23 protein-coding genes are annotated in these 25,983 nt (G+C 61.7%); 13 read left to right on the plus strand and 10 right to left on the minus strand.

Annotated elements, in window-relative coordinates; translation table 11 throughout:
• Positions 1–76 precede the first annotated feature (76 nt).
• From AC1PLU_RS02595 to AC1PLU_RS02610, 4 genes are all read right to left on the minus strand, one after another.
• Complete coding sequence (locus tag AC1PLU_RS02595) at positions 77–640, minus strand: hypothetical protein (protein WP_481094050.1); 564 nt, start codon at positions 638–640, stop codon at positions 77–79.
• Positions 641–719: 79 nt separating this feature from the next.
• Entirely contained in the window at positions 720–1,217 is a 498-nt protein-coding gene (locus AC1PLU_RS02600) for a hypothetical protein (RefSeq protein WP_481094049.1), read from the minus strand.
• A gap of 304 nt (positions 1,218–1,521) precedes the next feature.
• Entirely contained in the window at positions 1,522–2,193 is a 672-nt protein-coding gene (locus AC1PLU_RS02605; RefSeq protein WP_481094113.1) for a hypothetical protein, read from the minus strand.
• Between the two features lie 221 nt (positions 2,194–2,414).
• A complete protein-coding gene (locus AC1PLU_RS02610; RefSeq protein ID WP_170118537.1) occupies positions 2,415–3,341 on the minus strand; it encodes a phosphoribosylaminoimidazolesuccinocarboxamide synthase in 927 nt (308 codons plus the stop codon).
• Between the two features lie 206 nt (positions 3,342–3,547).
• Here AC1PLU_RS02610 and AC1PLU_RS02615 point away from each other — a divergent pair, with 206 nt between their 5' ends.
• A complete protein-coding gene (locus AC1PLU_RS02615) occupies positions 3,548–3,877 on the plus strand; it encodes a J domain-containing protein (protein ID WP_006448472.1) in 330 nt (109 codons plus the stop codon).
• 142 nt (positions 3,878–4,019) lie between these two features.
• Here AC1PLU_RS02615 and AC1PLU_RS02620 read toward each other — a convergent pair whose 3' ends face one another.
• Positions 4,020–4,859, minus strand: a complete 840-nt coding sequence (locus AC1PLU_RS02620; protein WP_006448473.1) for an outer membrane protein — start codon at positions 4,857–4,859, stop codon at positions 4,020–4,022.
• A gap of 144 nt (positions 4,860–5,003) precedes the next feature.
• On the opposite strand from AC1PLU_RS02620, the gene rpe reads away from it, so the two are divergent.
• The 6 genes from rpe to AC1PLU_RS02650 all read left to right on the plus strand — a co-directional run bounded on the left by rpe (position 5,004) and on the right by AC1PLU_RS02650 (position 11,151).
• Positions 5,004–5,675 carry a ribulose-phosphate 3-epimerase gene (rpe, locus tag AC1PLU_RS02625; RefSeq protein WP_481107621.1) on the plus strand — a complete coding sequence of 224 codons (672 nt, stop codon included), beginning with the start codon at positions 5,004–5,006 and terminating at the stop codon, positions 5,673–5,675.
• Positions 5,672–6,163 (plus strand): N-acetyltransferase family protein, encoded by a 492-nt coding sequence (locus tag AC1PLU_RS02630; RefSeq protein ID WP_481107622.1) that lies wholly within the window; start codon positions 5,672–5,674, stop codon positions 6,161–6,163. Before rpe ends, AC1PLU_RS02630 begins: the two co-directional genes overlap by 4 nt.
• A 233-nt stretch (positions 6,164–6,396) precedes the next feature.
• Positions 6,397–7,326, plus strand: a complete 930-nt coding sequence (gene yegS / locus AC1PLU_RS02635) for a lipid kinase YegS (protein WP_006448476.1) — start codon at positions 6,397–6,399, stop codon at positions 7,324–7,326.
• 478 nt (positions 7,327–7,804) lie between these two features.
• The gene (gene trpE, locus AC1PLU_RS02640) at positions 7,805–9,280 is read left to right on the plus strand and encodes an anthranilate synthase component I (protein ID WP_006448477.1); all 1,476 of its coding nucleotides are present in this window, start codon (positions 7,805–7,807) and stop codon (positions 9,278–9,280) included.
• Entirely contained in the window at positions 9,280–10,347 is a 1,068-nt protein-coding gene (locus tag AC1PLU_RS02645) for a threonine aldolase family protein (RefSeq protein WP_481107623.1), read from the plus strand. The genes trpE and AC1PLU_RS02645 overlap by 1 nt, the downstream gene beginning before the upstream one ends.
• A gap of 27 nt (positions 10,348–10,374) precedes the next feature.
• Positions 10,375–11,151: an SIMPL domain-containing protein gene (locus AC1PLU_RS02650; protein WP_481107624.1), complete on the plus strand. Its 777-nt coding sequence runs from the start codon at positions 10,375–10,377 to the stop codon at positions 11,149–11,151.
• A 132-nt stretch (positions 11,152–11,283) separates the two neighbouring features.
• On the opposite strand, the gene AC1PLU_RS02655 is transcribed toward AC1PLU_RS02650, so the two are convergent.
• Together AC1PLU_RS02655 and AC1PLU_RS02660 are read right to left on the minus strand one after the other, a co-directional pair.
• Entirely contained in the window at positions 11,284–12,192 is a 909-nt protein-coding gene (locus tag AC1PLU_RS02655; protein WP_481107625.1) for a LysR family transcriptional regulator, read from the minus strand.
• A 191-nt stretch (positions 12,193–12,383) separates the two neighbouring features.
• The gene (locus AC1PLU_RS02660; protein ID WP_481107626.1) at positions 12,384–13,289 is read right to left on the minus strand and encodes a LysR family transcriptional regulator; all 906 of its coding nucleotides are present in this window, start codon (positions 13,287–13,289) and stop codon (positions 12,384–12,386) included.
• Between the two features lie 418 nt (positions 13,290–13,707).
• Here AC1PLU_RS02660 and AC1PLU_RS02665 point away from each other — a divergent pair, with 418 nt between their 5' ends.
• Complete coding sequence (locus tag AC1PLU_RS02665) at positions 13,708–14,277, plus strand: flavodoxin family protein (protein WP_481094040.1); 570 nt, start codon at positions 13,708–13,710, stop codon at positions 14,275–14,277.
• Positions 14,278–14,308: 31 nt separating this feature from the next.
• Complete coding sequence (locus AC1PLU_RS02670; protein ID WP_481094039.1) at positions 14,309–14,608, plus strand: YciI family protein; 300 nt, start codon at positions 14,309–14,311, stop codon at positions 14,606–14,608.
• Between the two features lie 270 nt (positions 14,609–14,878).
• Here the strand turns inward: AC1PLU_RS02670 and AC1PLU_RS02675 are convergent, their stop codons facing one another.
• Both AC1PLU_RS02675 and AC1PLU_RS02680 read right to left on the minus strand, forming a co-directional pair.
• Positions 14,879–15,619 (minus strand): SDR family oxidoreductase, encoded by a 741-nt coding sequence (locus tag AC1PLU_RS02675; protein WP_481107627.1) that lies wholly within the window; start codon positions 15,617–15,619, stop codon positions 14,879–14,881.
• Positions 15,620–15,954: 335 nt separating this feature from the next.
• The gene (locus tag AC1PLU_RS02680) at positions 15,955–16,854 is read right to left on the minus strand and encodes a LysR family transcriptional regulator (RefSeq protein WP_481107628.1); all 900 of its coding nucleotides are present in this window, start codon (positions 16,852–16,854) and stop codon (positions 15,955–15,957) included.
• A 158-nt stretch (positions 16,855–17,012) separates the two neighbouring features.
• On the opposite strand from AC1PLU_RS02680, the gene AC1PLU_RS02685 reads away from it, so the two are divergent.
• From AC1PLU_RS02685 to AC1PLU_RS02700, 4 genes are all read left to right on the plus strand, one after another.
• Entirely contained in the window at positions 17,013–17,924 is a 912-nt protein-coding gene (locus AC1PLU_RS02685) for an NADP-dependent oxidoreductase (RefSeq protein WP_481107629.1), read from the plus strand.
• A 12-nt stretch (positions 17,925–17,936) separates the two neighbouring features.
• Positions 17,937–18,626, plus strand: a complete 690-nt coding sequence (locus AC1PLU_RS02690; protein WP_481107630.1) for a glutathione S-transferase N-terminal domain-containing protein — start codon at positions 17,937–17,939, stop codon at positions 18,624–18,626.
• 282 nt (positions 18,627–18,908) lie between these two features.
• Entirely contained in the window at positions 18,909–21,122 is a 2,214-nt protein-coding gene (paoC, locus tag AC1PLU_RS02695; RefSeq protein ID WP_481094034.1) for an aldehyde oxidoreductase molybdenum-binding subunit PaoC, read from the plus strand.
• 320 nt (positions 21,123–21,442) lie between these two features.
• Positions 21,443–24,346, plus strand: a complete 2,904-nt coding sequence (locus AC1PLU_RS02700; RefSeq protein WP_481107631.1) for an HrpF/NolX family T3SS translocon protein — start codon at positions 21,443–21,445, stop codon at positions 24,344–24,346.
• 671 nt (positions 24,347–25,017) lie between these two features.
• Here AC1PLU_RS02700 and AC1PLU_RS02705 read toward each other — a convergent pair.
• Entirely contained in the window at positions 25,018–25,668 is a 651-nt protein-coding gene (locus tag AC1PLU_RS02705) for a hypothetical protein (protein ID WP_481107632.1), read from the minus strand.
• Positions 25,669–25,983 lie beyond the last annotated feature (315 nt).

Here is a 25,983-nt window from a genome sequence, read left to right on the forward strand (position 1 = left end):
GTAACGGGTGCTGCTCCATGTACTGCGTACTGCGTTCGCCATGCACGGCCATTAGCAGTGCATGAGCATCCTTTGCTCAGGGCTGGAAAGGCACCAGTTCCGGGTGCTTTAGTCCCAACGCTTCGAGCTTGTGTTCGTATTCGTCGTTATTCGGGCTCTGCTGGCCGTCCTGCTCGCGAAGCGGTGGTGCCGCGTGATTCAGCAACTGACCCTTTGCGTCATAGAGGAAGAACCACTCGCAGAACTCGCAACCATAGGGAAGCTCGCCATACTGGATGACGAAGTAATTGGTTCCCTTTCCGTCTTCGGCGCAGCCCAGCCCGACCGCCGTGTAGTCCACCATCTCTGCGGGCGGTGCCAATTCCTGGCGCTCGCCATCGCGCTCTATTTCCACGCGCGTTTTGGGAGAATCACCGCTTTTGGACGGTAGCGCGGTCAGGTGCAGACGCGCGCCAGAGCATTCCTTGATCATGTCATTCTGTCCCTGTTTAGCCGCTTCCATCGAAGCGGGGGAATGGGCGTTGGAGGTTGGTGCGACCGGTGCGCTGGCCGTGTTATCTGCGACGCCCTGCTTATCACCGCATGCGGCAAGCAAGACTGTCAAACCGAGGGCGGGCAGGGTGGAGATAAAGCGTCGCATCAGTTCGCTTCCTTGGAGATAAAAGTGACAGGGCCAGTTATCTATGCCTGCAGGAAAACGCTTCCGGTGGCCCATCGCTTCATAACGACTGGTCGTCCACCTTCACTAGCGTCCAGCAGGGCTGCTGGGCGAAGTGGTAGACCTGCTGGTCGCCGGTGTCCGCTGTGCGGACCAGCACCTGTCGGCCTTCAGCCTCCTCGGAGATCGTGACCTCGCGGCCGCCGTTGCGGGCCGCCTCCAGGTTGGGGATCACCGGCCACTCGACCTTGGCCAGCGGAACCGTGCGCGTCACCGGCGCAGGCTCGGGCTGCGCGTCCGGATCGAGCTGGATCATCGTCAGCGGATCGGCCGTAGCCTTTTCCTGCACTGCAATGTCTGCACTGAAGCGTTTCAGAAAGGCGGGGAAGTCGGCATCGGGACAGCTTGTCGCCGGGGCGGGCGTCGTCGGCGCGGCGGCGGGCGTTGAGGCTGCAGGTGCGGCAGGCGTCGCAACGGTAGCTGGACCCGCTTGTTGAGTGCAGGCAGCAAGCGCCAGGCTCAGTGCCAGGGCATGCAGGGAAATTCGGGAAAGGGCCAACGGATCCTCCTGATCGTATCGGGGGCAGCTAAAGCGCGGGCGCGATTTTATCCGTGTGCTGCTTGCAGATATGTGAAGGCTTGCGGCTTCACCGTTTGCACGAGCTGGCGCGCACCAGGCAGATCAATCGGCTTGGCTACCTGTTCGCCTGACCGTCGTCCCGAAGCCCTTGAAGAAGTGCGCTTGGTCAATTTCGCTGTTCGCCGTGTTGCCCTCGGACGCAAGCGTGTTTCAAAACGGCCGTCGATAATGACTAAGCGGCAGTAATTAAAGTCGTGAGTTTGCCGAGTTTGATTGCCAGCAACTAGATTCCGTTTGAAAACACATCGAGTGCATTTGCACTCACCCACCCCTGCACGCAATCGCCGACATACTGGCCTGGTGCGGCTGCATGGCAGGCATCACCGGCGGTAGGCGTCAAGCGTTTGATCGGCCTGTCGCCATACTGCTCGCACAACGCATTGTCCTTGCATTTTGCGACACTGCTTGCGGGGATTGCGACGACATAATAGTAAAGAGGATGCTGCCCTGCGCGGCCGATGCCTTGTACACAGACGAGTTGGCCCTGCGCCAGATTGGCGTTGGCGGACACATTGCTGCCGGTAGTCGGCACGGCACTGAGTGCGTCCACACCCTGTGCCTGCGCTACGCCAGCAAAAAATCCGTCGTCGCCACAGGTAGGCGAAAGCTCCACGTCGTAAAAGTCGCCTGTCTCCACATTGCCAGCCGTGCAGCCTTTTGCAGTCGCTGCGTCGGTGCACTTCACGCCACTTGCCTGTATCAATGCTGCGAGTTGGTCACCGACAGGACTCTGTGCAGGAGCTGGCGGTGCCGTCGGTGCTGTCGATGTGGTCATCGTCGCGGCTGGGGGCACGGACTCGCCCGCAGTACATGCGCTTAATGCAAGCAGCAGCCCCGGCAGCAACGCGCTGCGGAGCATGGGAAAACTGCACAGAGAGAAACGTGACGGAGCCATCGCGACCTCGTTGAACAATAAAGTGCGCCATTGCAGCGTGCCTGTTGGGAAGAGGCTATCTGCTTCTGCATCGCTGACCATTACACACGCTGGCGCGTGATGGCCGAATTGCCAGCTGTCGCTTTCAGAATTCCAAACGCGTGCGCCAAGTAAGTCGCTTGGCGCTCAGGTCATCGCTGCAATGGTGCAACTTCAAAGCCCCGCAACCGGGGCTTCAAACATCAATCAACCGAAATACCCGCCAACCGCTGCAGTGCTTCGGCATATTTCGCACGCGTACGCTCGATCACCTCTGCCGGCAGGCTGGGGCCGGGCGCGGTCTTGCCCCAGTCCAGGGTTTCCAGATAATCGCGCACGAACTGCTTGTCGTAGCTGGGCGGGCTGGTGCCGAGTTCGTATTGGTCGGCCGGCCAGTAGCGTGACGAATCTGGAGTCAGCATCTCGTCCATGATGTACAGGCGGCCATCGGCGTCGGTGCCGAATTCGAACTTGGTGTCGGCCAGCAGAATGCCGCGTTCGGCGGCAAAATCGGCGGCGAAGCGGTAAATGCGCAGCGTGGCATCGCGCACGCGCTCGGCAAGCTCTGCACCCACCGTCTTGACCATCGCATCGAAGTCGATGTTTTCGTCATGGTCGCCCACGGCGGCCTTGGTGGATGGGGTAAAGATCGGTTCGGGCAGTTTCTCGGCCTGGCGCAGGCCGTCGGGCAGTTCGATGCCGCTGATCTTGCCGGTGCGCTGGTAATCCTTCCAGCCGCTGCCGATCAGATAGCCGCGTGCGATCGCTTCCACCGGCACCGGCTTGAGCTTGCGCGTGACCACGGCGCGCTTGGCATACAGCGCCGGGTCCACACCCTCGGGCAGCACCTGCTCCACGCGGATATCGACCAGATGGTTGGGCATCAGATGGTCGGTCTTGTGGAACCAGAAGTTGGAGACCTGGCACAGCATCTCGCCCTTGCCGGGGATCGGGTCGGGCAGCACCACGTCGAACGCGGACAGGCGGTCGGTGGCCACCATCAGCAGATAGTCGCCCGGCGGCGCATCGGCGGGCAGGCGCTCGCGGGGAATGTCGAAGACATCGCGGACCTTGCCACGGTGACGCAACGGCAGGCCGGGCAGATCGGATTGCAACAGCGTGGTCGACACAGGCACTCCTAAGGACGTCGCAATGACGCTGTCCCCGGGACCCGGCGGGCCCGCGGGTGGGCAGCGGGCCGCGTAGTGTACGGCGCTTCGGTGCGCGCCGCTGGATTTATTGGAGGCCGCCGCGCGGCCGCGTGCAGACCGTGTCAGCCAGGCCGGTCGGGCGTTCGGGTACTATCGCCAACCCGCCTCCCCGCCCCCGATCGCCCATGTCCTGGTACGGAAAACTGCTCGGTGCACTGGCCGGCGCCTTGCTGTTTCGCGGGGCACCGGTGGTGGGACTGATGATCGGCCTGGCGATCGGCCACGCAGTGGACGCCGGCTGGTTCAAGCGTCGTGCGGAAAATCCGTATGAAGCGCTCGGGCTGGAGCCGGACGCCACCACTGCCGAGATCGACCTGGCCTATCGCCGGCTGATGTCGCGCTACCACCCCGACAAGGTGGCCAATGCCGGCCCGGAGGCCCGCAGTCAGGCCGAAAAAAAGGCCAGTCAGATCAACGCCGCCTACGACCGCATCCAGCGGCTGCGCAAGCGCTGATTGAAGGCCTGGCGCCTGGTCTCTGGTCGCAGCGCCCGGCCTTGCAGCGACCCGCTCCGGGATCGAGGCCGAAACCCACGCAATAAAAAAAACGCCTGACCGTTTCAAGGCCAGGCGTCGTGGTCACTCACATACACAAGACTCAGAAACGATACGTCGCCGTCAGCCGCACTGCATTGGCCGAGAAATCGGTGTCGGTGCGACGCAGGTCGGTACCGGCCGGATTAACGCGCAGGAACGGATTGGTCGCCGGTGCGGTGCCCGGCCCGACGCGCACGCGGGTGTCTTCGTCCTCCAGGCGGGTGAACAGGTATTCCACGCCAACCGAGACGTTGTCGCTCAAGCGGCGCTGCAGGCCCACACCGGCCTGATAGCCGTCCGCGCTGTCGCCACCGCTGCTGGTAAAGCTGTTGGCGGTGTTGCTGCTGGAGAAGCTGTGGTCGAACTCGCCGCGTGCCACGCCGGCGGTGAAATAGGCCAGAAAATCGCCCTGCTCGCCAAAGGCATACCCGATCCGGCCACGCAGGGCGGCGGTGCGGTTGAGCTGGCGGGTGAAGGTGTAGAACGCCGGGGTGGTGCTGAAGGCGCTGACGCTGTCGCGCAGGTCGTTGCGGGTGTACTCGGCGACCACGCCGTAGACCCAGTTGCCGGCCTGCCAGTCGTAACCGAGACGCGCGCCATATTCGGCACCGCCCTTGTCCTTGCTGCAGCCACTGGCCGGGGTGCGGCCGGCTGCGGCGCCACCGCAGAAGCCGGGCGAGAACGCATCGGCACCGGTGGCGGTGCTGACCTGGTCGCCATCGCGGCCGTCCAGATTGGTGTCGAAGCCGAAGCGGCCGCCGGAGACGCCACTGACGTCGGCGCCGCCGACATTGGCGCCAATGGAGAAGCCGGACCAGTCGGCCGGGCCGGTTTGTGCCCAGGCGGACGGGGCGAGGGCCAACAGAACGATGGCGGCAGAAGCGAGCGGGGTGGTTTTCATGCGTTCTCCTTAATCGGGCGCAGCGCGCCAGTTCTGTGTGTACGCACGATGGCGGCGCACGGATGCAGGACGCTTTCGTCCTGACGCTTTCATCCTGCGATCGCGGTTGCGAGAATGTGCGCTCCGTTACCTTCCGAGCTGCCCATGCAACCGACGGCGATCGCCCCGTCCATCCTGTCCGCCGATTTCGCCCGTCTTGGCGAAGAGGTGAACAATGTCCTGAAGGCCGGCGCAGACTGGGTGCACTTCGATGTGATGGACAACCACTATGTGCCCAACCTCACCATCGGCCCGATGGTGTGCCAGGCGCTGCGCAAGCACTGCATCACCGCGCCGATCGACGTGCATCTGATGGTCGAGCCGGTGGACCGCATCGTGCCGGACTTCGCCGATGCCGGCGCCACCACCATCAGCTTTCATCCCGAAGCCAGCCGCCACGTGCACCGCACGATCCAGCTGATCAAATCGCACGGGTGCCAGGCCGGGCTGGTGCTCAATCCGGCCACGCCGGTGGACATTCTGGACTGGGTGCTGCCGGAGCTGGATCTGGTGCTGGTGATGTCGGTCAACCCCGGCTTCGGCGGGCAGGCCTTCATTCCCTCGGCGTTGGACAAGCTGCGTGCGATCCGCACCAAGATCGATGCGCTCGGCAAGCCGATCCGGCTGGAGATCGATGGCGGGGTCAAGGCCGACAACATCGGCGCGATCGCCGCCGCCGGTGCCGATACCTTCGTGGCCGGCTCGGCGATCTTCAACGCGCCCGACTATGCGCAGGTGATCGCGCAGATGCGCGCGGCGGTGGATGCCGTGCGATGAGCCAGGCCCCGCTGCAGATCCGCAGCGCCACGCCCGATGACGCCGCGCTGCTGCACGAACTGGTCACCGCACTGGCGGTCTACGAACACGAGCCCGACGCGGTCAAGGCCAGCCCGGACGCGTTGCGCGCCAGCCTGTTCGGCGACGGCGCCACCGCGCACGCGTTGATTTGCGAGCAGGACGGGCAGGCGCTGGGATTTGCGGTGTATTTCTTCAATTACTCGACCTGGCTTGGCCGCAACGGTCTGTATCTGGAAGACCTGTTTGTGCGTCCAGAAGCGCGCGGGCAGGGCGCTGGCCTGGCGCTGTTGCGGCATCTGGCCCAGTTGGCCGTGCAGCGTGGCTGCGGGCGGTTCGAGTGGTCGGTGCTGGACTGGAACGCGCCGGCCATCGCGTTCTACCAGGCCGTCGGTGCGCGCCCGATGGAGGGCTGGACGGTGTACCGGCTCGACGGCGAGCGCCTAGCGGCATTTGCCGCTGGTGCTTGATCCAAGCGCGGCGCGCAACAGCGGCACATAAAAAGAAGGCCGCTCCCATTGGAGCGACCTTCAAGAAAATTGGAGGCTGATCCTGCCCCCGCCCGTCGTCCCTGCTATGGACTTCCATCCTCCGGGTCATCGATGACATGCCAATGACAGCCCGGTGGCAATGCGTATTCACGATGCACGCAGCGGCCCGCTGCTAGCCTGCGCGCATCACTCCCACAGCATTGGCAGCGCGCATGGCCCCGTCCCACTGGCGTCTGATCCTCAACGGCAAGTCCACCGACAATCTGGACCTGCGTGAGGCGGTGGGAACGCTGCGCAAGCGCGGCATCCAGCTCGATGTCCGGGTCACCTGGGAAGAGGGCGACGCCGAGCGTTATGTCGGCGAAGCCGTCGCCGATGGCGTGCACACCGTGGTCGCCGCCGGAGGCGACGGCACCCTGAGCGAAGTGGCCGCTGCACTCGCCCATCACGACACCGATGCCGCTACGCTGCCTTCGCTGGGTCTGGTGCCGCTGGGTACCGCCAACGACTTCGCCACCGCCGCCAACATCCCGCTCGAGCCGCTCGACGCGCTGACGCTGATCGCCGAACGCCCGGCGCAACCGATCGACCTGCTGCGCATCGACGCCGAGCACGGCCCGCATTGGTGCGCCAATGTCGCCAGTGGCGGCTTCGGTACCCAGGTCACCGTGGAAACCGACGAGGGTTTGAAGAAGATGCTCGGCGGCCTGGCCTATCTGATTACCGGCATGTCGCGGCTGGGCCGGATCGACCCGATCAGCGCCCGCTTCAGCGGCCCGGATTTCAGCTGGGAGGGCGAGTTCATCGCACTCGGCCTGGGCAACGGGCGCCAGGCCGGTGGCGGCCAGGCGCTGTGCCCGGAAGCCTTGATCGACGACGGCCTGCTCGACGTCACCATCGTGCCCGCGCTCAACGGCGAAGTGGCCGCCACCCTCGGCACCCTGGTCACCGGCGGCAAACAGGCCGCGCTGGAACGCGTTGCCGTGCGCGCCCGGCTGCCCTGGCTGGAGATGGTCTCGCACCAACCCCTGACCTTGAATCTGGACGGTGAACCTGAGACCTCGCAGCATTTCCGCATCGAATGCGTGCCGGCGCGGTTGCGCATGCATTTGCCGGTGGAGTGCCCGTTGCGCAGCGCTTGAAGCTGGGAATAGGGAATCGGGAATCGGGAATCGGGATTCAAGCGAAGCAACTGCGGCTCAAGCGAAGCAACCGCCATCGCACCGCTGTAAGCCCCTCTCCCTCCGGGAGAGGGGTTGGGGTGAGGGTCCCTGTGCCGACACACATGCCGCTACCAGGCATCTCGCCCTGACATTGGCCAACAGCAAGTCGTCGCAGACAGCCCACAGCCCAATACACCTATCAACGACAAACACGCGCCATCCGGCCCGGATGTCGCTCAGCTTGAAAAGCCACACCCAACAACACACAACCCAACCCACTTTCGCAATTCGCACATCTTCGGTACCGCGCCTGCTGCCCTAAACCAGCAGTTGCGCTACAGTACCCACGTGTCCCGCCTGACGACTTCACGCTCCTTCTCTTCCGCTCGCCGCTGGTGGCGATGGTGGCCCGTTGCCGTCGTCCGCCCCGCCACAGAGTCCCGGAAGGAAAGTCGTCTTGATCACCGCAGAGCAGTTCCAGCGCCAGGCCGCTGAAGGTCACACCCGTATTCCCGTTGTCCGCGAAGTGCTGTCCGATCTGGACACGCCGCTGTCGGTCTATCTGAAGCTCGCCGACGGCGCCTATACCTATCTGTTCGAATCGGTCGAAGGTGGCGAACGCTTCGGGCGCTATTCCATCATCGGCCTGCCCGCGCGGCGCGTGTACAGCTTCCGCGGGCATACGCTGGAAATCAGCGAGCACGGCGAAGTGCTGGAAACCCGCGAGGTTGCCGACCCACTCGCCGAAGTCGATGCACTACGCGCCGAGCATTCGGTGCCGCAGCTCGACGGCCTGCCCGGCTTCACCGGCGGCCTGGTCGGCTGGTTCGGCTTCGAGTGCATCCAGTACATCGAGCCGCACCTGGGCGGCGGCGACAAACCCGACGAACTCGGCACGCCCGACATCCTGCTGATGCTCTCCGAAGAGCTGGCGGTGTTCGACAATCTCAAGGGCCGCCTGTACCTGATCGTGCATGCCGACCCGCGCCAGCCGCAGGCCTATGTGCGCGCCAATCGGCGCCTGGACGAACTGGCGCATCGCCTGCGTCAGGGCGGTGCGGGGTATCCGCAGGCACAGATTTCCGATGCGATCGACGAGTCGGATTTCCGTTCCTCGTTTACCCGCGAGGAGTATCACGCGGTGGTGCGCAAGGCGCAGGAATACGTGCGCGCCGGCGACATTTTTCAGGTGGTGCCTTCTCAGCGTTTGCGCGTGCCGTTCCGCGCGCGCCCGGTGGATGTGTATCGCGCCTTGCGCGCGCTCAATCCATCGCCGTACATGTATTTTCTCGATGTCGGTGGCACCCAGGTGGTCGGTTCCTCGCCGGAAATCCTGGCGCGCCTGCGCGATGGTGTGGTCACCGTGCGGCCGATCGCCGGCACCCGTCCGCGTGGTGCCACGCCCGAGCTGGACAAGGCGCTGGAAGCCGAACTGCTGGCCGACCCGAAGGAGCGTGCCGAGCACGTGATGCTGATCGATCTGGGGCGTAACGATGTCGGCCGCGTTGCCGAACCTGGCTCGGTGAAAGTCGGCGAGCAGTTCGTGATCGAACGCTACAGCCATGTCATGCACATCGTCAGCGAAGTGACCGGTACGCTCAAGGCCGGCCTGAATTACAGCGATGTGCTGCGCGCCACGTTCCCGGCCGGCACCGTCAGCGGCGCACCGAAAATCCGCGCGCTGGAAATCATCCGCGAGCTGGAGCCGGTCAAACGCAACGTGTATTCCGGTGCAGTCGGTTACATCGGCTGGCACGGCGATGCCGACACCGCAATCGCGATCCGCACCGCGGTCATCCAGGACGGCTACCTGTATGTGCAGGCCGGCGGCGGGGTGGTCTACGACTCCGATCCCGACCTGGAATGGCAGGAGACGATGAACAAGGGCCGCGCGCTGTTTCGTGCGGTTGCGCAGGCAGCCAAGGGGTTGTGATGGACGGGCAGGGCAGCGCCGTACGCATCAGTTTTCGCAACGACTACAGCGAGGGCGCGCACCCGCGTCTGCTGCAGGCACTGGTGCAGGCCAGTGCCGAGCAGAACGCCGGCTACGGCACCGATCGCCACAGCGAACGTGCGATTGCGTTGATTCGGCAGGCGGTCGCGCAACCACAGGCCGACGTGCATCTATTGGTCGGTGGCACGCAGACCAATCTGACCGCGATTGCCGCATTTCTGCGCCCGCATCAGGCCGTGATCGCAGTCGAAGCCGGCCATATCGCCACGCACGAAACCGGTGCGATCGAAGCGACCGGCCACAAGGTGCTCACCGTGCCCGCGCTGCACGACAAGCTGACCCCGGCGCTGATCCAGCCGGTGCTTGGCGTGCATGGCAACGAGCACATGGTGCAACCGCGCCTGGTCTACATCTCCAACAGCACCGAGAGCGGCACCATCTACACGCGTGCCGAACTCGACGCGCTGTCGCGTTTCTGCCGCGCGCACGACTTGCTGCTGTATCTGGATGGCGCGCGCCTGGGCGCAGCGCTGACAGCGGATGGCAATGATCTGGATCTACCGACGATCGCTGCGCTGACCGATGCGTTCTACATCGGCGGCACCAAGAACGGCGCCTTGCTCGGCGAAGCCTTGGTCATCGTCACTCCTGCCTTGCAGGCCGACTTCCGTTATCTGATCAAGCAGCGCGGCGCGCTGCTGGCCAAGGGCATGGTGCTGGGCGCGCAGTTCGCCACCTTGTTCGAGGATGGATTGTTCTTCGAGCTGGCTGCGCACGCCAATGCGATGGCGCAGCGTTTGCGCTCAGGATTGCGGGCCGCTGGCGCGCAGTTCACCAGCGACTCGCCGACCAATCAGCAGTTCATCGCCGTCAGCGCGCAGCAGGCCGCGCAACTGGCGCTGCGCTATGACTTCGAGCGCTGGGAAGTACGCGCCGATGGCAGCCACGTGATCCGCTTCGTAACCTCGTGGGCGACCACGGCAGCGTCGGTCGATCGGCTCTGTGCGGACGTCGCTGCGCTCAGCCACTCCGTCTCGCATCCATAACCACCTCTCTCATCAAGGAAGAACCCGATGAAGCAAATTGCCGGTTGGATTTTCGCAAGCCTGCTGATGCTGCCGCTCGCCGCGACAGCACAGGTCAACAGCCTGCCGTCGCAGCCGCATTTGCTGGTGAAGGGCCAGGCTTCGCGGACGGTTGATCCGGACCGTTTCATCCTAGATCTCAAGGTCGTCAAGACCGATATCCAGCCGGATGTAGCGCGAAAGTTCGTCGAAGACCGCGCAAGGCAGGTCTTGCAGGGGCTGCAGCGCAATCGTGTCATGAAAGATTCGCTCTATGCATCGGCGCTGTCGATCTCGCCGCAATCACGCTACGAAAATGGAACAACCGTTTTCTCAGGCACTCAAATAGAGCGCAGGATTCGCGGGACCTTTACCTCGCTGGTGGATGTGCGCGCTTTCCTTGGTGGGCTCGATGCCAACGAGAACGTGCAAGTGCTTTCGCTGCAAAGCAGCTACGCCGACGTAGCGCGGCTGCGTGCCGACCTCAAAGGTGAGGCAGCCAAGCAGTCGCGTGAATCGGCGCAAGGTCTGGCCGCCGCTTACGGCGTGCGCTTGACCGGGATTTACAGCATTTCTGATGTTGCACCGAGCTTCTCGTACGGCATCCAGGCCGGTACTTGGTCGGCCCCAGCATCGCCGACGCCAGCGTCCATCGTGTCGCCTCCGTCACCTCCAGCACCGCAAGCGCCGTCCAGCGGAGGTGGCAGTGCGCAAGGCGAAAGCCTGCTAACCGGCACCATCACCTACACCGAAAACATCTATGCGGTCTTCCTGATCGCGCAATGAGTCCCTGCCGTCCGGATCGTCAGCAAGGAAGGTGTCTATGTCATTGCCGAGCGCCTGCCCACCAGGGCACGCGAACCGCATATCGCGCACCCCGCGCGAAGCAAAATTTGGGCTGGTGACAACGCAAGGTATTTAGGTGCCGAGCGGAGCCAGCTCGCGGACCAGATCGAGCAATAGGCGCAAGCCAGTAGGCAGTTGCCGTCGGCTCGAGTAGTAAAGATGAAAGCCGGGTCCAGGGCTGGCCCAGTCCTCCAGCACGAGCCGGGCAGTGCCTGCCGCAAGCAACGGAGCCAGCACTGGCTCGGGCGCATAGACCAATCCTGCCCCACCTGTGAGTAGGGCCAGGCCTAGCCTGGTGTCGTCAATCGTCATTGTCCCGGGCACGTCGATAGTCAGGAATTCGCTGTCTTTTTCGAGTTCCCAGCGATAGATGCGGTCATTACCCAGCTGGATGCGCACGCACTGATGATGGTGAAGGTCGAGCGGATGCTGCGGTATGCCATGGCGTGCGAGGTATGTGGGCGCCCCGGCGACCACCCATCGGATGTCCGGCGATAGCCGTTGGGCAATCATGTCTTCCGGCACGGTTCCACCGTAGCGAATCCCCGCATCAAAGCCTCCCTCGACGATGTCGATCATCCGATTGGTCGAAACAAGATCGACTTCCACCTTGGGATAGCGTTCCGCAAAGATCGGTAGCACCGGGCCGAGCAGGAGCGGCACTGCATCGTTGATGACATTGAGCCGGATACGGCCGGCGGGCGAATTCCTGTGCTGGTTCAGCAGCTCTATGGCCTCGCCAATGGCTCCAAACGGCCCAGATATCGCCTGCAGCAGCTGTTCGCCGGCAGCTGTCAGCGTGACGCTGCGGCTGGTGCGATGAAGAAGCCTGACTGCCAGGCGTGTTTCCAGTCCCTTGATGGCGTGGCTCAGCGCTGAAGAACTCACCCCAAGCTCTGTGGCAGCACGGCTAAAGCTCAGATGCCGCGCAATTGTCAGGAAATAGACAAAGTCGGCCAAGTCTGCGCGATTAAGATTCATCTGTTTTCATCGGCATTCTGATTTGTAGTGCTGGAGATGATTCGGGCGCCAGATTCATGGCTGATCGTGTGAGTGAGCTTCGTCAAACAAGACCCCGCCTCGCGGCTGTTCTTTGATCGCGACCGCGTACATGGGCCATACGCCAGGTTCGACTTTCATGGACTCGCGTATCTCTGCAGTCGCGCTACGGTTCATTCCTCCTTCCACTTCCCAAGTTCCACGGCGAGCAGGTCGATTGCCAGGCGTGATCGGAGCGGTAAGTAATGCATGGCTGGCCATACCGCGCTGCATTCCATGACCGTGCTTGGCCGATTTCCCCAGATTTCTACAAGCGCTCCACGCTGCATCCGTTCCCGAACCAGCCAGTAGGGTAGCCACGCCAGCCCCATCCCTTCTGTTGCTGCGTCTGCAATCACCTCAAGATCGTTGAGGCGCATGCGTGAGCTGACCGCAACGTCGACTAGCTCACCCTCGGCATTTGGAAGACGCCAGACAAGACCCTGTCCATTACGCCAGTATGGAAGCAATGCATGGTCTGCAAGATCCTCAAGTGTGCGCGGCTCACCATGTGTCGCCAGGTAGTTCTTAGAGACACACAGAACCTTGCGTTGACTTATCAGGCGGCGAGAACGCAATGACGATCCGCTGGCTACTCCTCCATTACGCACTGCCAGATCAAAGCCCTCTGCAATTAAATCCACACTGCGATCACTCAGGTGCAGCTCAAGTTCCAGCTTGGGATGCTGCCGTGCATACGCGCGCAATATAGGCGCCACGCAATGCCGGCCGAACAGGACGGGGAGGGTGACGCGAAGCTTGCCGGCCACTTCGCGTTGGCCGTTCTCCAACATGACCTCTCCGACCCGCAACTCTTCTATCGCGCGAAGGCAGCGCTCGTAGTACTGCTGACCATCTTCGGTCAGGCATTGTGATCTGGTAGTCCGCTGAAAAAGCTGGACGCCGAGCCGATCTTCCAAACGCGCTATGGCTTTGCCCACCGCTGAACGCGTGAGCGAGAGTCGCTGGCCTGCTTTTGCGAAGCCTCCGGCCTCAACAACCTCGACGAACAACTGCACACCATCAAATCTGTTTCGCACGTGATGGTCCTTGCGTTCTCGGATTGTGGAGAAAAGGGGCTGAAGTAGAAATGACGACCGTGGAAAATCCTGGCCGCTCCGCACTGGATACCGGAAAAAAACGTTGTCGTACTAAATCGTTCTTCATTGGATTGTCTGGTGGATTGTCTGGTGGCCTACTTCGTGAGTGTATTGCTCTCATCGCATCGCTGCTGCTTCGTAGAATCCTGGATAGATCTTACGCGAGCTCCTTGTCGCTGCCATTGTAGAAAATGCGGATGCATCCTCCGGAAAAATGGCCGCCAATGCTGGCTCGGCTTCTACTTTATAGTCCCGCAGGTGCGTATCGAATGCACCGGAGACAGATGAGTAATACGCGCCTGACTCGGTCGACTCCGCGCGAGGAGGCACCACAGCACCAAAATTGACAGGTAGGCAGATGCTGATTTCTATCGTATATGACAGCGGTTTTGGCCATACGGCCCGAGTCGCTGAGGCCGTGGCAAAGGGCGCCAGAGAGGTTGACGAGGTCGATGTCAGGCTGATTGCAGTGGCCGATGACAGGATCGACTGGATGGTGCTTGAAGCAAGTGATGCGATCGTTTTTGGATCGCCTACTTACAACGGAATGATCAGCGCGAGGTTGAAGAAGTTCTTTGAAGATTCGACCAAGGCGGCATGGACGCGCATGAAGTGGCGCGACAAGGTCGCGGCAGGCTTCACCAACTCTGGTGCGCAGCACGGAGACAAACTCAATTCCCTGATATCGATGGCGTTGTTTGCCGCGCAGCACGGGATGATCTGGGTGGGTCTGGATCTAATGCCCGGGAACAGTAGCAGCAGTGGAGGCGTCGACGATCTCAATCGCCTCGGGAGTTGGCTTGGCGTGATGACGCAGTCGAACAACGACCAAGCTCCAGAGCTTGCTCCTCCTGCCAGTGATCTCAGAACGGCAGAGTACCTAGGTCGCCGTGTTGCCGAGACGACCCGTCGCTTTTGCAGCACTTGAATCGTCTGACAGCCAACCAAGGACATTGACCATGAGATTGCTTTGCCTCGACATCCCGCAACCGGGTGCAACCCTGGAAAAGTACAAGCCGTATATGCTGGAAGAAGTCCAGCACAGTTGGCAGCGCTACAAGGACGGCGTTATTCGTGACATCTACTTCCGACAGGATCGTCCCGGTGTCGTGATCATTGCAGAGGCGGATTCGGTAGCAGCTGCAAAGTCCGCACTCGCTGAGTTCCCTCTGGCCAAGGCCGGCCTGATCGATTGGGACGTGATCCCGTTCGGACCCTTCTTTAACTGGGAAGTTCTGTTTGCGGCGGGCGGTCACTGACTATTGCTGCTTTGTCATTGGCAAGACTTACTCAAGAATTGAGGAAATCGAAGGGGCGTCTCACGCGGTCAAGCCGATCCTCTGAGCGTCAAGTACACAGAGCGTGGCCTCGCATATGCAAGGCCACGCTCCTCACGCATTACAAGGTGATTCCTGCGTGCCATCAGGAAATAGCCGAGTTCTCTGATGATCAGCCCGGACGCGTCTCCAGATCACCGCCACTCGCTCAGCGCAATCAAGGGCGATCACAGATTCAATTGCGAAGTTGAACTATGCGCGGTTGTTCATGCGATCGAACATTGCTTCTCCCAACTCGCGCGTTCTTGCGGAGATGCCGACAAGCACCTCGTCCTTACCCTGTTCAAGCTGCGCGAATGCCTCGTCGACGAAATTTTCTGCACTGACCATCATGTTGTTGGAGACACCTTCGCTGCGCGTGTTGCCGCCCAAACCCGTATCAACGATAGGGGGAGCGATCTCGATCACACGGATGTTCGTGTCCCTCAACTGATGCCGCAGACTGAGCGTGAACGAGTGGATTGCAGCCTTCGTGGCGCAGTAAACCGGGACATCGGCCATTGGCGAAAAGGCCAGGCCAGAGCTGACATTGACGATATAAGCGTTGGTCTGCCGCTGCAGTAACGGCAATAGATGGCTGATCAAGTGAATGGGAGCAGTGAAATTGATAGCCACTTCTTGGTCGAGGGTGTCCATCGCGGGGTCGGCCATGAAGTCGCGATGCACCTGAATCCCCGCATTGTTGACGATGGCGTTGAGGGTGGGGTGCTCGTCCTGCAGCCACTGTGTCAATGCGTTGCGGCTATTTGGATCTGCCACATCGCAGATGCGCGTGATCAAGGCGGGGACTTCGGCCTTTGCTTGCGCAAGAGAGGAGGCATTGCGGCCGCAGATGATGACCTGGTTGCCGTCTGCGGAGAAGCGCCTTGCCAAGGCAAGACCAATTCCCGTTGCGCCGCCGGTGATGAGGATGGTGTTATGTGTGAGTTTCATCGTCTTGGATCCTTCGCTAAAAAATGGAGAAGGTATGTCGACGATGAACCAGGCATCAGCGGCCACACCTTCGCTACCGGCATGCCGGGGCGGGAGGTGTCGCGGATACCCTGAGGCGGGAGGAGTTGCCATTCACTTGAACAGCGACCGGGCTACCATCCGGTCAGCACTCTTTCGACAGCCGCTTTCTACCATGGCGCCTCTTTCGCTACAACTGCTCTCCTCTTGCGACATTCAACAAACCCAAGGCGAGTATCTGAAAAGGCGCTGATTGCCCACGGAAACGCAGAGCGTCGTTCGGTCTTTGAGCGTAAATGCGTCGACACCAGAAGCCGCTAGGGCGTGTCTTTGGAAAAATGCTCGCATAGAAACTCGACGAACGCGGTCACCTTGGGGCTTACCAGGCGGCGTGACGCATGCAACACCCAGCCTTCGAGCGGCGGTGCCTGTACGACGCCCCATTCGGCAACCCTCCCGCCGGCGATGTCTTCCACCACGGCGGACCGCGGCACCACTGCTGCGCCGGCACCAGCCAGTACTGCGTTTCTGATCAGGAGCGGCGTCGAGTACCAGAGCACCGGCCTGGGGAGGTAGGTGCAAATTTGCCCGTCTTTATCGACGACCTTCCACGGAGGAATGACCTTGCGGCCGATGCGTGTGATGACCTGGAGTTCTACACCGGAGGGAGCCGCTTCGCTGGCTTGAGGACGACTCAAGCCCGGTGGGGCAACCAGCACCAATTGGTCGTTGAGAAAGCGCCGGCCGACCAGCTTGTCGTCCGTCGGAGGGTTGAAGCGAATCACGATGTCGTATCCGTCTTCCACCAGGTCGACAAGGCGGTCTTCAGCAGTCACCTCCAGTTGCACCTCTGGATGCGCGCGCAGGAAGGCGGCGCCGATACGCCCCATGGCAATGTGTGAAAACAGCAGCGGCGCACTGATGCGTAGCACGCCGCGTGGCCGACCGATGCCTGATTTCAGCTCTTCAACCACCTGGGCGATTTCGCCGAAGGGGTCGGACGTTCTCGCGTGGAGAACTTCGCCTTCCGGTGTGAGCCGTAGCGTGTGGCCGCCCCGCTCGACAAGCCGTATGCCAAGGCTCTCTTCAAGCGAACGTACTCGACGAGACAAGGTGGCCTTGGGTTGCCCGCTGGCACGGCTTGCGCTTCCGAAGCCCCCGTGGATGACGACAAGGTTGAAGTCTGCGAGGGCTGCGATATCCAAGGGATGTTCCATTTGCAAGACATCATGTCCAGGTATTCGAGACTATGCGCTTGGTTTGTGCGGGCGAACAATGGCGGCGTCGACAGGATCCCGGAGTTCGTAGGTGCGCTCAGCCTGCGATGTGATTCGGGTTGTCATTTCATTCACTCACGTCTTCAAGGAATGCTCGCATGAAAGCAGTACGTTTCCACGCCTATGGTGGCTCTGATGTCCTCAAGATCGAACAGATCAATGAGCCAGTGCCGGGTCCGGGGCAAGTTCGCATCCGGGTCAAGGCGGCAGCAGTCAATCCGATCGACTGGAAACTCCGTGCCGGATACATGCATGCAATGATGCCGCTTGCGTTTCCCGCAGGAAGCGGATGCGAGGCTTCAGGCGTTGTCGATGCCGTTGGTGAAGGCGTCCCGGCCGATCTGCTGGGCAGCAGCGTGTTTGGCAAGGGCAACGATACGATGGCCGAATACGCCATCCTGGATGAGTGGGCCGCCAAGCCTGACGCACTGACATTCGAAGAAGCGGCTGGCCTCTCGGTCGCTGCCGAAACGGCTGCACGCATCATCGAGCAGGTGGGAGTCAAGCCCGGGGAGACGCTATTGATTAGCGGTGCTGCTGGCGGCGTGGGTTCTGCCGCACTTCAACTCGCGCGTGTTGCTGGTATCCGCACAATCGGCACGGCAAGCGAGCCAAAGCATGACTATCTACGTTCGTTGGGAGCGATCCCGACCACCTACGGCCCGGGTCTTTCGCACCGTGTTGCCGAACTCGCACCAGAAGGGGTACAGGCCGCGCTCGATGTGGTCGACTCTGGAATGATTCCGGAGTTGGTGGCAATCACCGGTAGCCCGTCGAAAGTGGTGTCGATCGCCGATCTCACTGCACCGCAATACGGGGTGACGACCTCCTTTGAGCCGATGGATAAGCAAAGCGCGACGAAAGTGCTGGAGCAGGTTGCGGCACTCTGTGTCGCGGGATCCTTTACGTTGCCGGTAGCGCAGACATTCCAACTGCAGGACCTTGCAGCGGCGCATGACCTGAGTGCCCAGGGGCATGTCACCGGACGGCTCGTTGTGACTTTTGACTGAGCTTGAGTGACGATGATAGATCTCTACTATTGGCCCACCCCCAACGGCCACAAGGTCACCTTGTTTTTGGAAGAGGCTGGTCTGGACTACACGCTCAAGCCGGTCAACATCGGCAAGGGCGACCAGTTCGCACCTGAGTTCCTGCGGATTTCGCCCAACAACAAGATGCCGGTCATTGTCGATCATGCTCCCGCCGATGGCGGTGCACCGCTGAGCGTTTTCGAGTCCGGCGCGATCCTTCTGTATCTTGCCGAGAAGACCGGTCGGTTCCTGCCTGCTGACGCACGCGGCCGCCTTGTTGCTCTGGAGTGGTTGTTCTGGCAAGTGGGTGGCCTTGGTCCGATGAGCGGCCAGATGGCTCACTTCAGCGTCTATGCGCAGGAGAACATTCCCTATGCCATCGATCGCTACACTGCCGAGGTGCGTCGATTGCATCGCGTGCTCAACCAGCGCCTGGCCGAGCACGCCTTCGTTGCTGGCGCCGAGTACGGCATCGCCGACATGGCCAGCCATCCCTGGTTCGAGGTCTATGGCGAGCTGAAGCCCGATTACGACGCGTTCCCGCATCTGCAGCGCTGGCAGGGTGACATTGCTGCACGCCCGGCAGTGCAGCGTGCCTATGCGCTCAAAGACCAGGTGAACCCGAATGCCGGGCAGCCCCTCAGTGATGAGGAGCGCCACCACATGTTCGGCAGACGCTGAGGACTGCTCCGGCAGGCTCCGGGACAGACGCCTTGCGATGGTTGCCTCTGACCTGCGCCTGGTGCCCAAACGCGACAAAGTGATTGCTGAAAAATTCTCATGAGCGCATCCCGGCCCGACCAGCGTCGATGCTCCTGGGGTCTGGTACAACAGCTTGCCATGCGCTCGTGTGCGCATCCCCAGCCCTGTTGGCAACTGAGCCGTCTGTTGGGCAGGAAACTACAGCACGCGATCGCACTGCCCGATACGCAGCTTTCGCATGCTGCGCTGGAGATACGCTCAATGAAGTTCGACACGCCGGCAGGCATCACTCCCATCGACCAGCTCAGGGTGGTCGGCAAGCCCGTGGACCGTATCGAAGGCCCGCTCAAGGTGACGGGCACCGCGCCCTACGCCTACGAGTGGCACGACAACGTGCAGGATCTGGCGTACGGCTACATCGTCGGTGCCGCGATCGCCAAGGGGCGTATTGCGCACATCGACACGACCGACGCTGCGAAAGCTGCCGGCGTGCTGCATGTGCTCACCTACAAGAACGCCCAGGCACTGGCAACCGGCGAGTTCTACGTGCAGCGCTTCCTGGCCGCGCCCGAGGTCGAGCATTATCACCAGCCCGTTGCGGTGGTGGTGGCCGACACCTTCGAGCAAGCGCGTGCGGCGGCTGCGCTGGTGCGCGTGGAGTATGTGCGTGAGGCCGGCCGCTATGACCTGGCGCAGCAGCTGGACAGTGCGCCGATCGCACAGCAGGCGCCATTTGGCGGTCCACCGCAAACCTCGGTGGGCGACTTCGCCGCGGCCTTCGCAGCCGCGCCGGTCAAGGTCGATGCCAGCTACACCACGCCGGATCAGGCGCACGCGATGATGGAGCCGCATGCCAGCATCGCCAGTTGGCAGGGCGATCAGCTCACCTGCCGCACCTCGATCCAGCAAATGAACTGGGGCCGGCGCGATCTGGGCAAGATCCTCGGCATTCCCAAGCAGCACATCCGCTTGCTCTCGCCGTATATCGGCGGCGGCTTCGGGGGCAAGGGCACGGTCCAGTCGGATCTGGTCATGGCCGCACTCGCCGCCAAAGCGGTCGGTAGACCCGTCAAGGTGACGCTGCAACGGCCGCTGATGTTCAACAGCACCATCCATCGGCCAGCGACGATCCAGCGCGTCAGGCTGGGCGCCACACGCGATGGGCGCCTCACCGCCATCGGCCACGAAAGCTGGTCCGGTAATCTGCCCGGCGGGCGTACCGAGCCCACCACGCTTTCGACCCGCGTGCTGTACGCAGGTGCGAACAGGATGACGCAGGTGCGCCTTGCCGTGCTCGACCTTGCCGAAGGCAACGCGATGCGCGCGCCCGGCGAGGCGCCCGGCATGATGGCGCTGGAAATCGCCATGGACGAGCTGGCCGAACAGCTCGCGCTGGATCCGGTTGCGCTGCGCATCCTCAACGACACCCAGGTGGATCCGGAGAACGCGGGCAAGCCGTTTTCCACGCGCGCGTTCGTCGAGTGCCTGCGGGTCGGTGCCGAGCGCTTCGGTTGGAGCCAACGGCTGGCGCGGCCGGCAAGCGTGCGCGATGGGCAGTGGCTGATCGGCATGGGCATGGCCGCCGCCGTGCGCGGTGCACCGATTTCCAAGGCAGGTGCGCGTGCGCGTCTGGATCGCACCGGCACGGTGACCATCGAAACCGACATGACCGACATCGGCACAGGCAGCTACACCATCGTGGCGCAGACCGCTGCCGAGATGCTGGGCGTGCCATTGCAGCAGGTCGTCGTCCGCCTGGGCGATTCCAGCTTTCCGGAGACGCCAGGGTCGGGCGGTCAGCAGGGCGCGGCCTCGGTTACCGCAGGCGTGTATGCAGCGTGCGTCGCCCTCCGTCACGCGATCGCCCAGCGGCTTGGCATGCAGGCGGACGCGGCGCAGTTTGCCGATGGCATGGTGACGGCCGGCACGCGCCGCGTGCCTTTGCGCCACGCGGCAGAGCAGCACGACATCGTGGTCGAGGATGCGATGGAATTCGCTGGCTTGAAGGAGCGCTATGCCCAGCAGACCTTCGGTGCGCATTTTGCGCAAGTGGCCGTCAACGGCTACACCGGCGAAATCCGCGTGCGACGCCTGCTGGCGGTCTGTGCGGCCGGACGCATTCTCAACCCGAAGACTGCCAGAAGCCAGATCATCGGCGGCATGGTGATGGGTGTCGGCGCCGCGCTGATGGAAGAGATGGCGGTCGATCGCCGCTTGGGCTTTTTCGTCAATCACGACCTGGCTGGTTATGAAGTGCCCGTGCATGCCGATATTCCGCATCTGGAGGCGCATTTCATCGACGAGGTCGATCCCACCATGTCGCCGCTCAAGGCGAAAGGCGTCGGCGAATTGGGGCTGACAGGTGTAGCGCCGGCCATCGCAAACGCCATCTACAACGCCACCGGCATTCGTGTCCGTGAGTATCCGATCACCTTGGACAAGTTGCTGGCGCAGCTTCCGCTTCCAGCGGAATGAGCGAGCTGCGGCCAGGCGATCCGCGGGCTTCATAGGCGTGTCTGCAGACTATTCACTGCGCAGCCAATGGTAACGATCCGGCCAATTGTCTCGTGCCCGCGTCCATGGATCAGCGTGTCTTACCTCTACCTCGGTTTGCAGGCTCGCCGCCCGCGCGCACTTTCTTGCGCTTTTTTCGCCAAAATAGTTCATCGGCGCATGCATCCCTTGGCGAGAATGGCAACATTCGTGTTCGCCGCATGAGACATGCCCGTGTGACCGTATGAGCATGTACTCATATGCAGCCGCTCTGTCACTGCTCTGCCATTGCGAGGCCGCACATGTCGCTCAACACGCTTTCGACCGGGAGTGCCGCCGGTCTGTTTCTACCTCTCACGGATGACGCGTCGTCGCCGGAGGCGCCCGGATCCGATTCGGCCATGAATGATTCCGATCTGTTGCTGGCGATGGACAACCTGTTCTTGCAGCAGATTTACAGCTTGATTGCCGCCACCTACGGCAACACGCCAATCAATGGGCCAGGCAACGACATTCCGGGGTTGCCCACGCCTTCAGCGGACGACATTCAAGCCAACCAGCCGATCGAGAAACGCACGTCCTGGCCGACGCTGCCGACCCCGTTCGACCCCAAGGACATCAAGGGGGCCACCGCGCCACCCGCCATGCCGGGGTCATCGGTGACCTGGGACGGCGGCACGCTCACGCAGTCGCAGCTTCAGATCGTCTCTACGCTCAATCAGCATCGCGACAAGATGCCGATCGAGTTCGCCAAGCTCGACGAAAAGATCAACGATCCATCCACCCCGCCGGACCTGAAAAAAGCGCTGCAAGGCCTGCAACAGGATCCTGGGCTGTTCTTCGCGATGGCATCGCAGGGCCACGGCAAGCACCACGGCGACGACCAGGGCAAGTGCAACGGCAAACTCATCGCAGACAACCTCTACGACTTTGCCGACCGCCATCCGCAGGTGAGTGAGCTGGGCGGGAAGAACGCGACCTACAACCCCGAAAAGTTGAAGGGATCGACTCCGCCGCCTGCGGCAGAAGGTTCATCGGTGACATGGGACGGCGGCACGCTCACGCAGTCCCAGCTTGAGATCGTCTCCACGCTCAATCAGCATCGCGACATGATGCCGATCGAGTTCGGCAAGCTCGACGAAAAGATCAACGATCCATCCACTCCACCCGACCTGAAAAAGGCGCTGCAAGGCCTGCAACAGGACCCTGGCCTGTTCTTCGCGATGGCATCGCAGGGGCACGGCAAGCACCACCACGACGACCAGGGTAAATGCAACGGCACGCTCATTGCCGCCAACCTCTATGACTTTGCCGACCGCCATCCGCAGGTGACTGAGCTGGGCGGAAAGAACGCGACCTATAATCCCGAAAAAATGAAGGGGCGCGACCTGCCACCTGCGGTGGACGGCTCGTCGGTCACCTGGAAAGACGGGACGCTCACCCAGAACGAATTGGAAATCGTCACCACGCTCGATCGCCACAAGGACCAATTGCCGGTCGCCTGGGCCGATCTCGACGCGAAGATCAACGATCCTGCGACGCCGCCGGATCTGAAGAAGGCATTGACCGAACTGCAGAAGGATCCGCGGCTGTTCTTTGCCATTGGCTCGCAGGGCGATGGCAAGTGTGGCGGCAAGATCACCGCCGGCGATCTCAGCAAGTTCTCGGCCGGCCACGCGCAGGTCGCGGAATACGCCAACAAGCAAGCCAAGGGCTACACGCAAAACTATGTGGCGTCGGACAGCCCGGACAAGACCCAGCCAACGGTCATGACCGAAAGCGACGCGATGCGCGAACTCTATCGCTACTCGGACTATCTGCCGAAGGATCTGAACCAGGACGCCTTCAAGCACTTGGTCGAAGGCGACAGCAAGACCAAGAAGTGCCCGCCGCAGGTCATCGCCGCCGCGCAGTACTTTCGTGAGCACCCGGACCAGTGGAAGGCGCTGGCGGGGGACTCGGGTTCGATGAGTACGCCGGATTTTCTCCAGAAATCCGCATCGCAGATGCACCTGACCGCCCCCGAGCTGAAAACGCTCGACACCATCAACACGCACCAGGATGCGTTCTTCGGCGACGGCAAAGAGGTGACCCGCGACAAGCTCGACACGATCGTCAAGGACGATAAAGCCGACCCCGCCGTGCGCGACGCCGCCAAACAGTTGTTGGGCGACCCGCTGCTGTTCGGCTTGTTGAACAATTCGATCACTGGCTACAAGAAGCCCCACAGCTTCTTCGGCGGTGGCCATGTCGTCGACTCAGGCAAGATCAGCAACAAGGATTTTCAGCAGTTCTACGATCATATGACGGCGGCCAACAAGGCCGTGGAGAAATCGCCCACGCACGCGGCAACATCGCCCGACCAGAAGAAGGCGGTCGCGGACATGTTGATGGGCAAAGCCGATCAACCCGAGATCAAGCAGAAGAAAAAGGACATCGGCACCTTCGGCAAGGGACTGCATGAGTTCCTCAAGTGGGACAGCAAGATCTTGGACTGGGCCTCCGTGGGACTCAGTGCACTGAACGGCATCCCCATCATCGGCGAGATTGCGGATGTAGGAGCGGTGGCATTGGAGAGCGAAGCGCAGGCAGCACAGGTTCTCGACACTGCACTGCAAGGCGGCGACATGAAACTGGCGTGGGAACTCGCCGGCATCAACATGGCTGGGGCGCTGGTGGGTGCCGCCGGTGGACCCACGGCCAGACTCGCAGCCAAGGGGGTCGCCAAAGGGGTGGCCGAGGGCGCAGCCAAGGGGGTGACCAAGGGCGCAGGCGAGGGCGCGGCCAAGGGTGCAGGCGAAGGTGCGACCAAGGGTGCAACCGAGGGCGCGACCAAGGGCGCAGGCGAGGGTGCGACCAAAGGCGCAGGCGAGGGTGCGACCAAGGGCGCAGGCGAGGGCGCAGTCAAAGGAGAAGGCAAGGGGGCAACCAAGCGGCAAAAGCGCATTGATGGGGTTAAAGGATATTTAGTAGGCAACGACATTAATCGATCGACGGACATGCTCAAGGCGCCTGTGTTGGCGGGCTTGCATTATGAAGAGGTGCGGTTGGATAAAGAGAAGAAAAACGGCGAAATCCGCCAGAAGCTGGAGGACGCGGGCGGAGTGCCGTTGGGGAAGCAGATTATCCCGAAGGACGTTGCGGACAACTTCGAGGCGGACACGAAGGAAAACCTCCGGAATTTGCGGGGCGGGCGGCGCAGGTAATGATCGCCTCTGTTCGGCATTCGCTGTGAGAGGAGCGCAGGCGATCGCCATGATCGCCTGATGCGATCCTGGTACTTTGAACGCCAATGTGCCTTGCCGGCTGCTGCTTGCGACCGGCAGGCATTACCGCAGCGGCCCCGGGCTGGGGGTGCTCGCGAGAGCTCTAGAGGTGGCGAGCGTCGCAATGACGCTGCATCGAAACGTGAGAGGCTAGCTCGCTGGGCGAATCTCCGCTTGGGTTATCCGAAAAGCGGAAAGCGGACTGCGGATCATCCCGCCTGATGGTCATAAGAGGACGAGTCGTCATGCCAGACATCTTTGTCCAGCGCGATCTACGCGCTATTGCGGGGTGATGTATGAGGAGCGGCCATGCCTATTGGTGGCATTCGGTACGCTGCATGATGCGGGCATCGGAGGCCAGGGGCGGCTCAGCGTGCGAAACCACTGTCTCCTGGTCAAGCATAAACTCGTGTATGCAAGCGCAGCGGCAATTTGATTATCGATCGATCAGCGCCACTGGCGTAGCCTGCCCGAAGGGCATTATCCTTGCCTACCTGATAAGGTGAACGGCCGGATCAATGCAGGGCTGAGCGCTTCGGCTGCAGCCCTGCAGCAGGGTGTGGCAGAGGATTTTTACCAGTTGCCTGCGAACAGCTACGGACTACTGGGGATCACTGACGGGACCACGTTTGAACACTTGACACATTATTGCTATTGAAATAATTCAATAACTCCTCTCTCGTTCGCACTTCTGTTACATGGCTGACCTGGCGATCCCAGATGACCAGCTTTTCACCTTGGCGCATCGCAGCAACCAGGTGTCCGATGCCTGAATGACGCTCCATGCCGATCGCAATCTTTTCGTAATCTGGAAGCTGATGCAGTGCACTGGCAAGGTCTTCCGGCGATCCGCGCTGGTGTTTGACACTGCCATTTTCGAATTTGCTGATTGCCCAGGTAAATTGGTCGGGCGTCATGCCATGTTGGCTAATGTATTGAATATTGTCTGGTGTCAGGCCCAGCCCGTTGACCACATGCGCCTCAGGAAGCCCGGTCAGTGCCGCAATCGTATGAAGGCCGCAATCGTTGCAGGTGCCTGCGTGGAATGGCGGCATGCCAAGTGGCCGCATTTGCTGAGCCTGTGCGGACGATTGAGCAGGCTTGGGAGCGGTGCGATATCTCTTCGGAGCGGAACGTCCCTGGAGTTGTGCAAGCGGTCCATCGGTTTTTGTGGTTGGCCTGCTTTGCCTTTCGTCGCTCGGTGAATTCACTACATGGTTATTGTAGGAACGTGCTGTCTGGGGTGCGGAAGAAACCTTCATGAATACCACTCGCTTGTATTGATGAAATAGGGTGAAGCGCAACGCTCGATAGCGAATCCACGCCTGATGTTTCGGGTGGCCGCTATGGGCGGAAACAATGCAGCACGCTGACCCATTTTTGCGACCTGCATCGCGAAGTCGAGCATATCGATGCGAATGTCAGGGGTGTAAGCGACTTAATTCCGGACCCGTGGTGTGCAACGTGATCTCGCATTGCTTCGGAGTGCGGTGCACTTGATCCAGGTCTCGGTTGCACGTTTTTCGGCAGGACATCTTCGCGCACGGCAAGAGTCTTTCGCAGGGCTTTACCCAGGT

It is taken from the genome of Xanthomonas sp. NCPPB 2933, assembly GCF_056725225.1.

Coding starts and splice junctions, on each gene's coding strand:
- yegS (WP_006448476.1), top strand. CDS start 6,397: ATGGCCCCGTCCCACTGGCGTCTGATCCTCAACGGCAAGTCCACCGAC.
- AC1PLU_RS02645 (WP_481107623.1), top strand. CDS start 9,280: ATGGACGGGCAGGGCAGCGCCGTACGCATCAGTTTTCGCAACGACTAC.
- AC1PLU_RS02675 (WP_481107627.1), bottom strand. CDS start 15,619: ATGAAACTCACACATAACACCATCCTCATCACCGGCGGCGCAACGGGA.
- AC1PLU_RS02690 (WP_481107630.1), top strand. CDS start 17,937: ATGATAGATCTCTACTATTGGCCCACCCCCAACGGCCACAAGGTCACC.
- AC1PLU_RS02620 (WP_006448473.1), bottom strand. CDS start 4,859: ATGAAAACCACCCCGCTCGCTTCTGCCGCCATCGTTCTGTTGGCCCTC.
- AC1PLU_RS02665 (WP_481094040.1), top strand. CDS start 13,708: ATGCTGATTTCTATCGTATATGACAGCGGTTTTGGCCATACGGCCCGA.
- paoC (WP_481094034.1), top strand. CDS start 18,909: ATGAAGTTCGACACGCCGGCAGGCATCACTCCCATCGACCAGCTCAGG.
- AC1PLU_RS02655 (WP_481107625.1), bottom strand. CDS start 12,192: ATGAATCTTAATCGCGCAGACTTGGCCGACTTTGTCTATTTCCTGACA.
- AC1PLU_RS02650 (WP_481107624.1), top strand. CDS start 10,375: ATGAAGCAAATTGCCGGTTGGATTTTCGCAAGCCTGCTGATGCTGCCG.
- AC1PLU_RS02680 (WP_481107628.1), bottom strand. CDS start 16,854: ATGGAACATCCCTTGGATATCGCAGCCCTCGCAGACTTCAACCTTGTC.
- AC1PLU_RS02685 (WP_481107629.1), top strand. CDS start 17,013: ATGAAAGCAGTACGTTTCCACGCCTATGGTGGCTCTGATGTCCTCAAG.
- AC1PLU_RS02615 (WP_006448472.1), top strand. CDS start 3,548: ATGTCCTGGTACGGAAAACTGCTCGGTGCACTGGCCGGCGCCTTGCTG.
- rpe (WP_481107621.1), top strand. CDS start 5,004: ATGCAACCGACGGCGATCGCCCCGTCCATCCTGTCCGCCGATTTCGCC.
- AC1PLU_RS02630 (WP_481107622.1), top strand. CDS start 5,672: ATGAGCCAGGCCCCGCTGCAGATCCGCAGCGCCACGCCCGATGACGCC.
- AC1PLU_RS02670 (WP_481094039.1), top strand. CDS start 14,309: ATGAGATTGCTTTGCCTCGACATCCCGCAACCGGGTGCAACCCTGGAA.
- AC1PLU_RS02700 (WP_481107631.1), top strand. CDS start 21,443: ATGTCGCTCAACACGCTTTCGACCGGGAGTGCCGCCGGTCTGTTTCTA.
- AC1PLU_RS02705 (WP_481107632.1), bottom strand. CDS start 25,668: ATGAAGGTTTCTTCCGCACCCCAGACAGCACGTTCCTACAATAACCAT.
- AC1PLU_RS02595 (WP_481094050.1), bottom strand. CDS start 640: ATGCGACGCTTTATCTCCACCCTGCCCGCCCTCGGTTTGACAGTCTTG.
- AC1PLU_RS02605 (WP_481094113.1), bottom strand. CDS start 2,193: ATGGCTCCGTCACGTTTCTCTCTGTGCAGTTTTCCCATGCTCCGCAGC.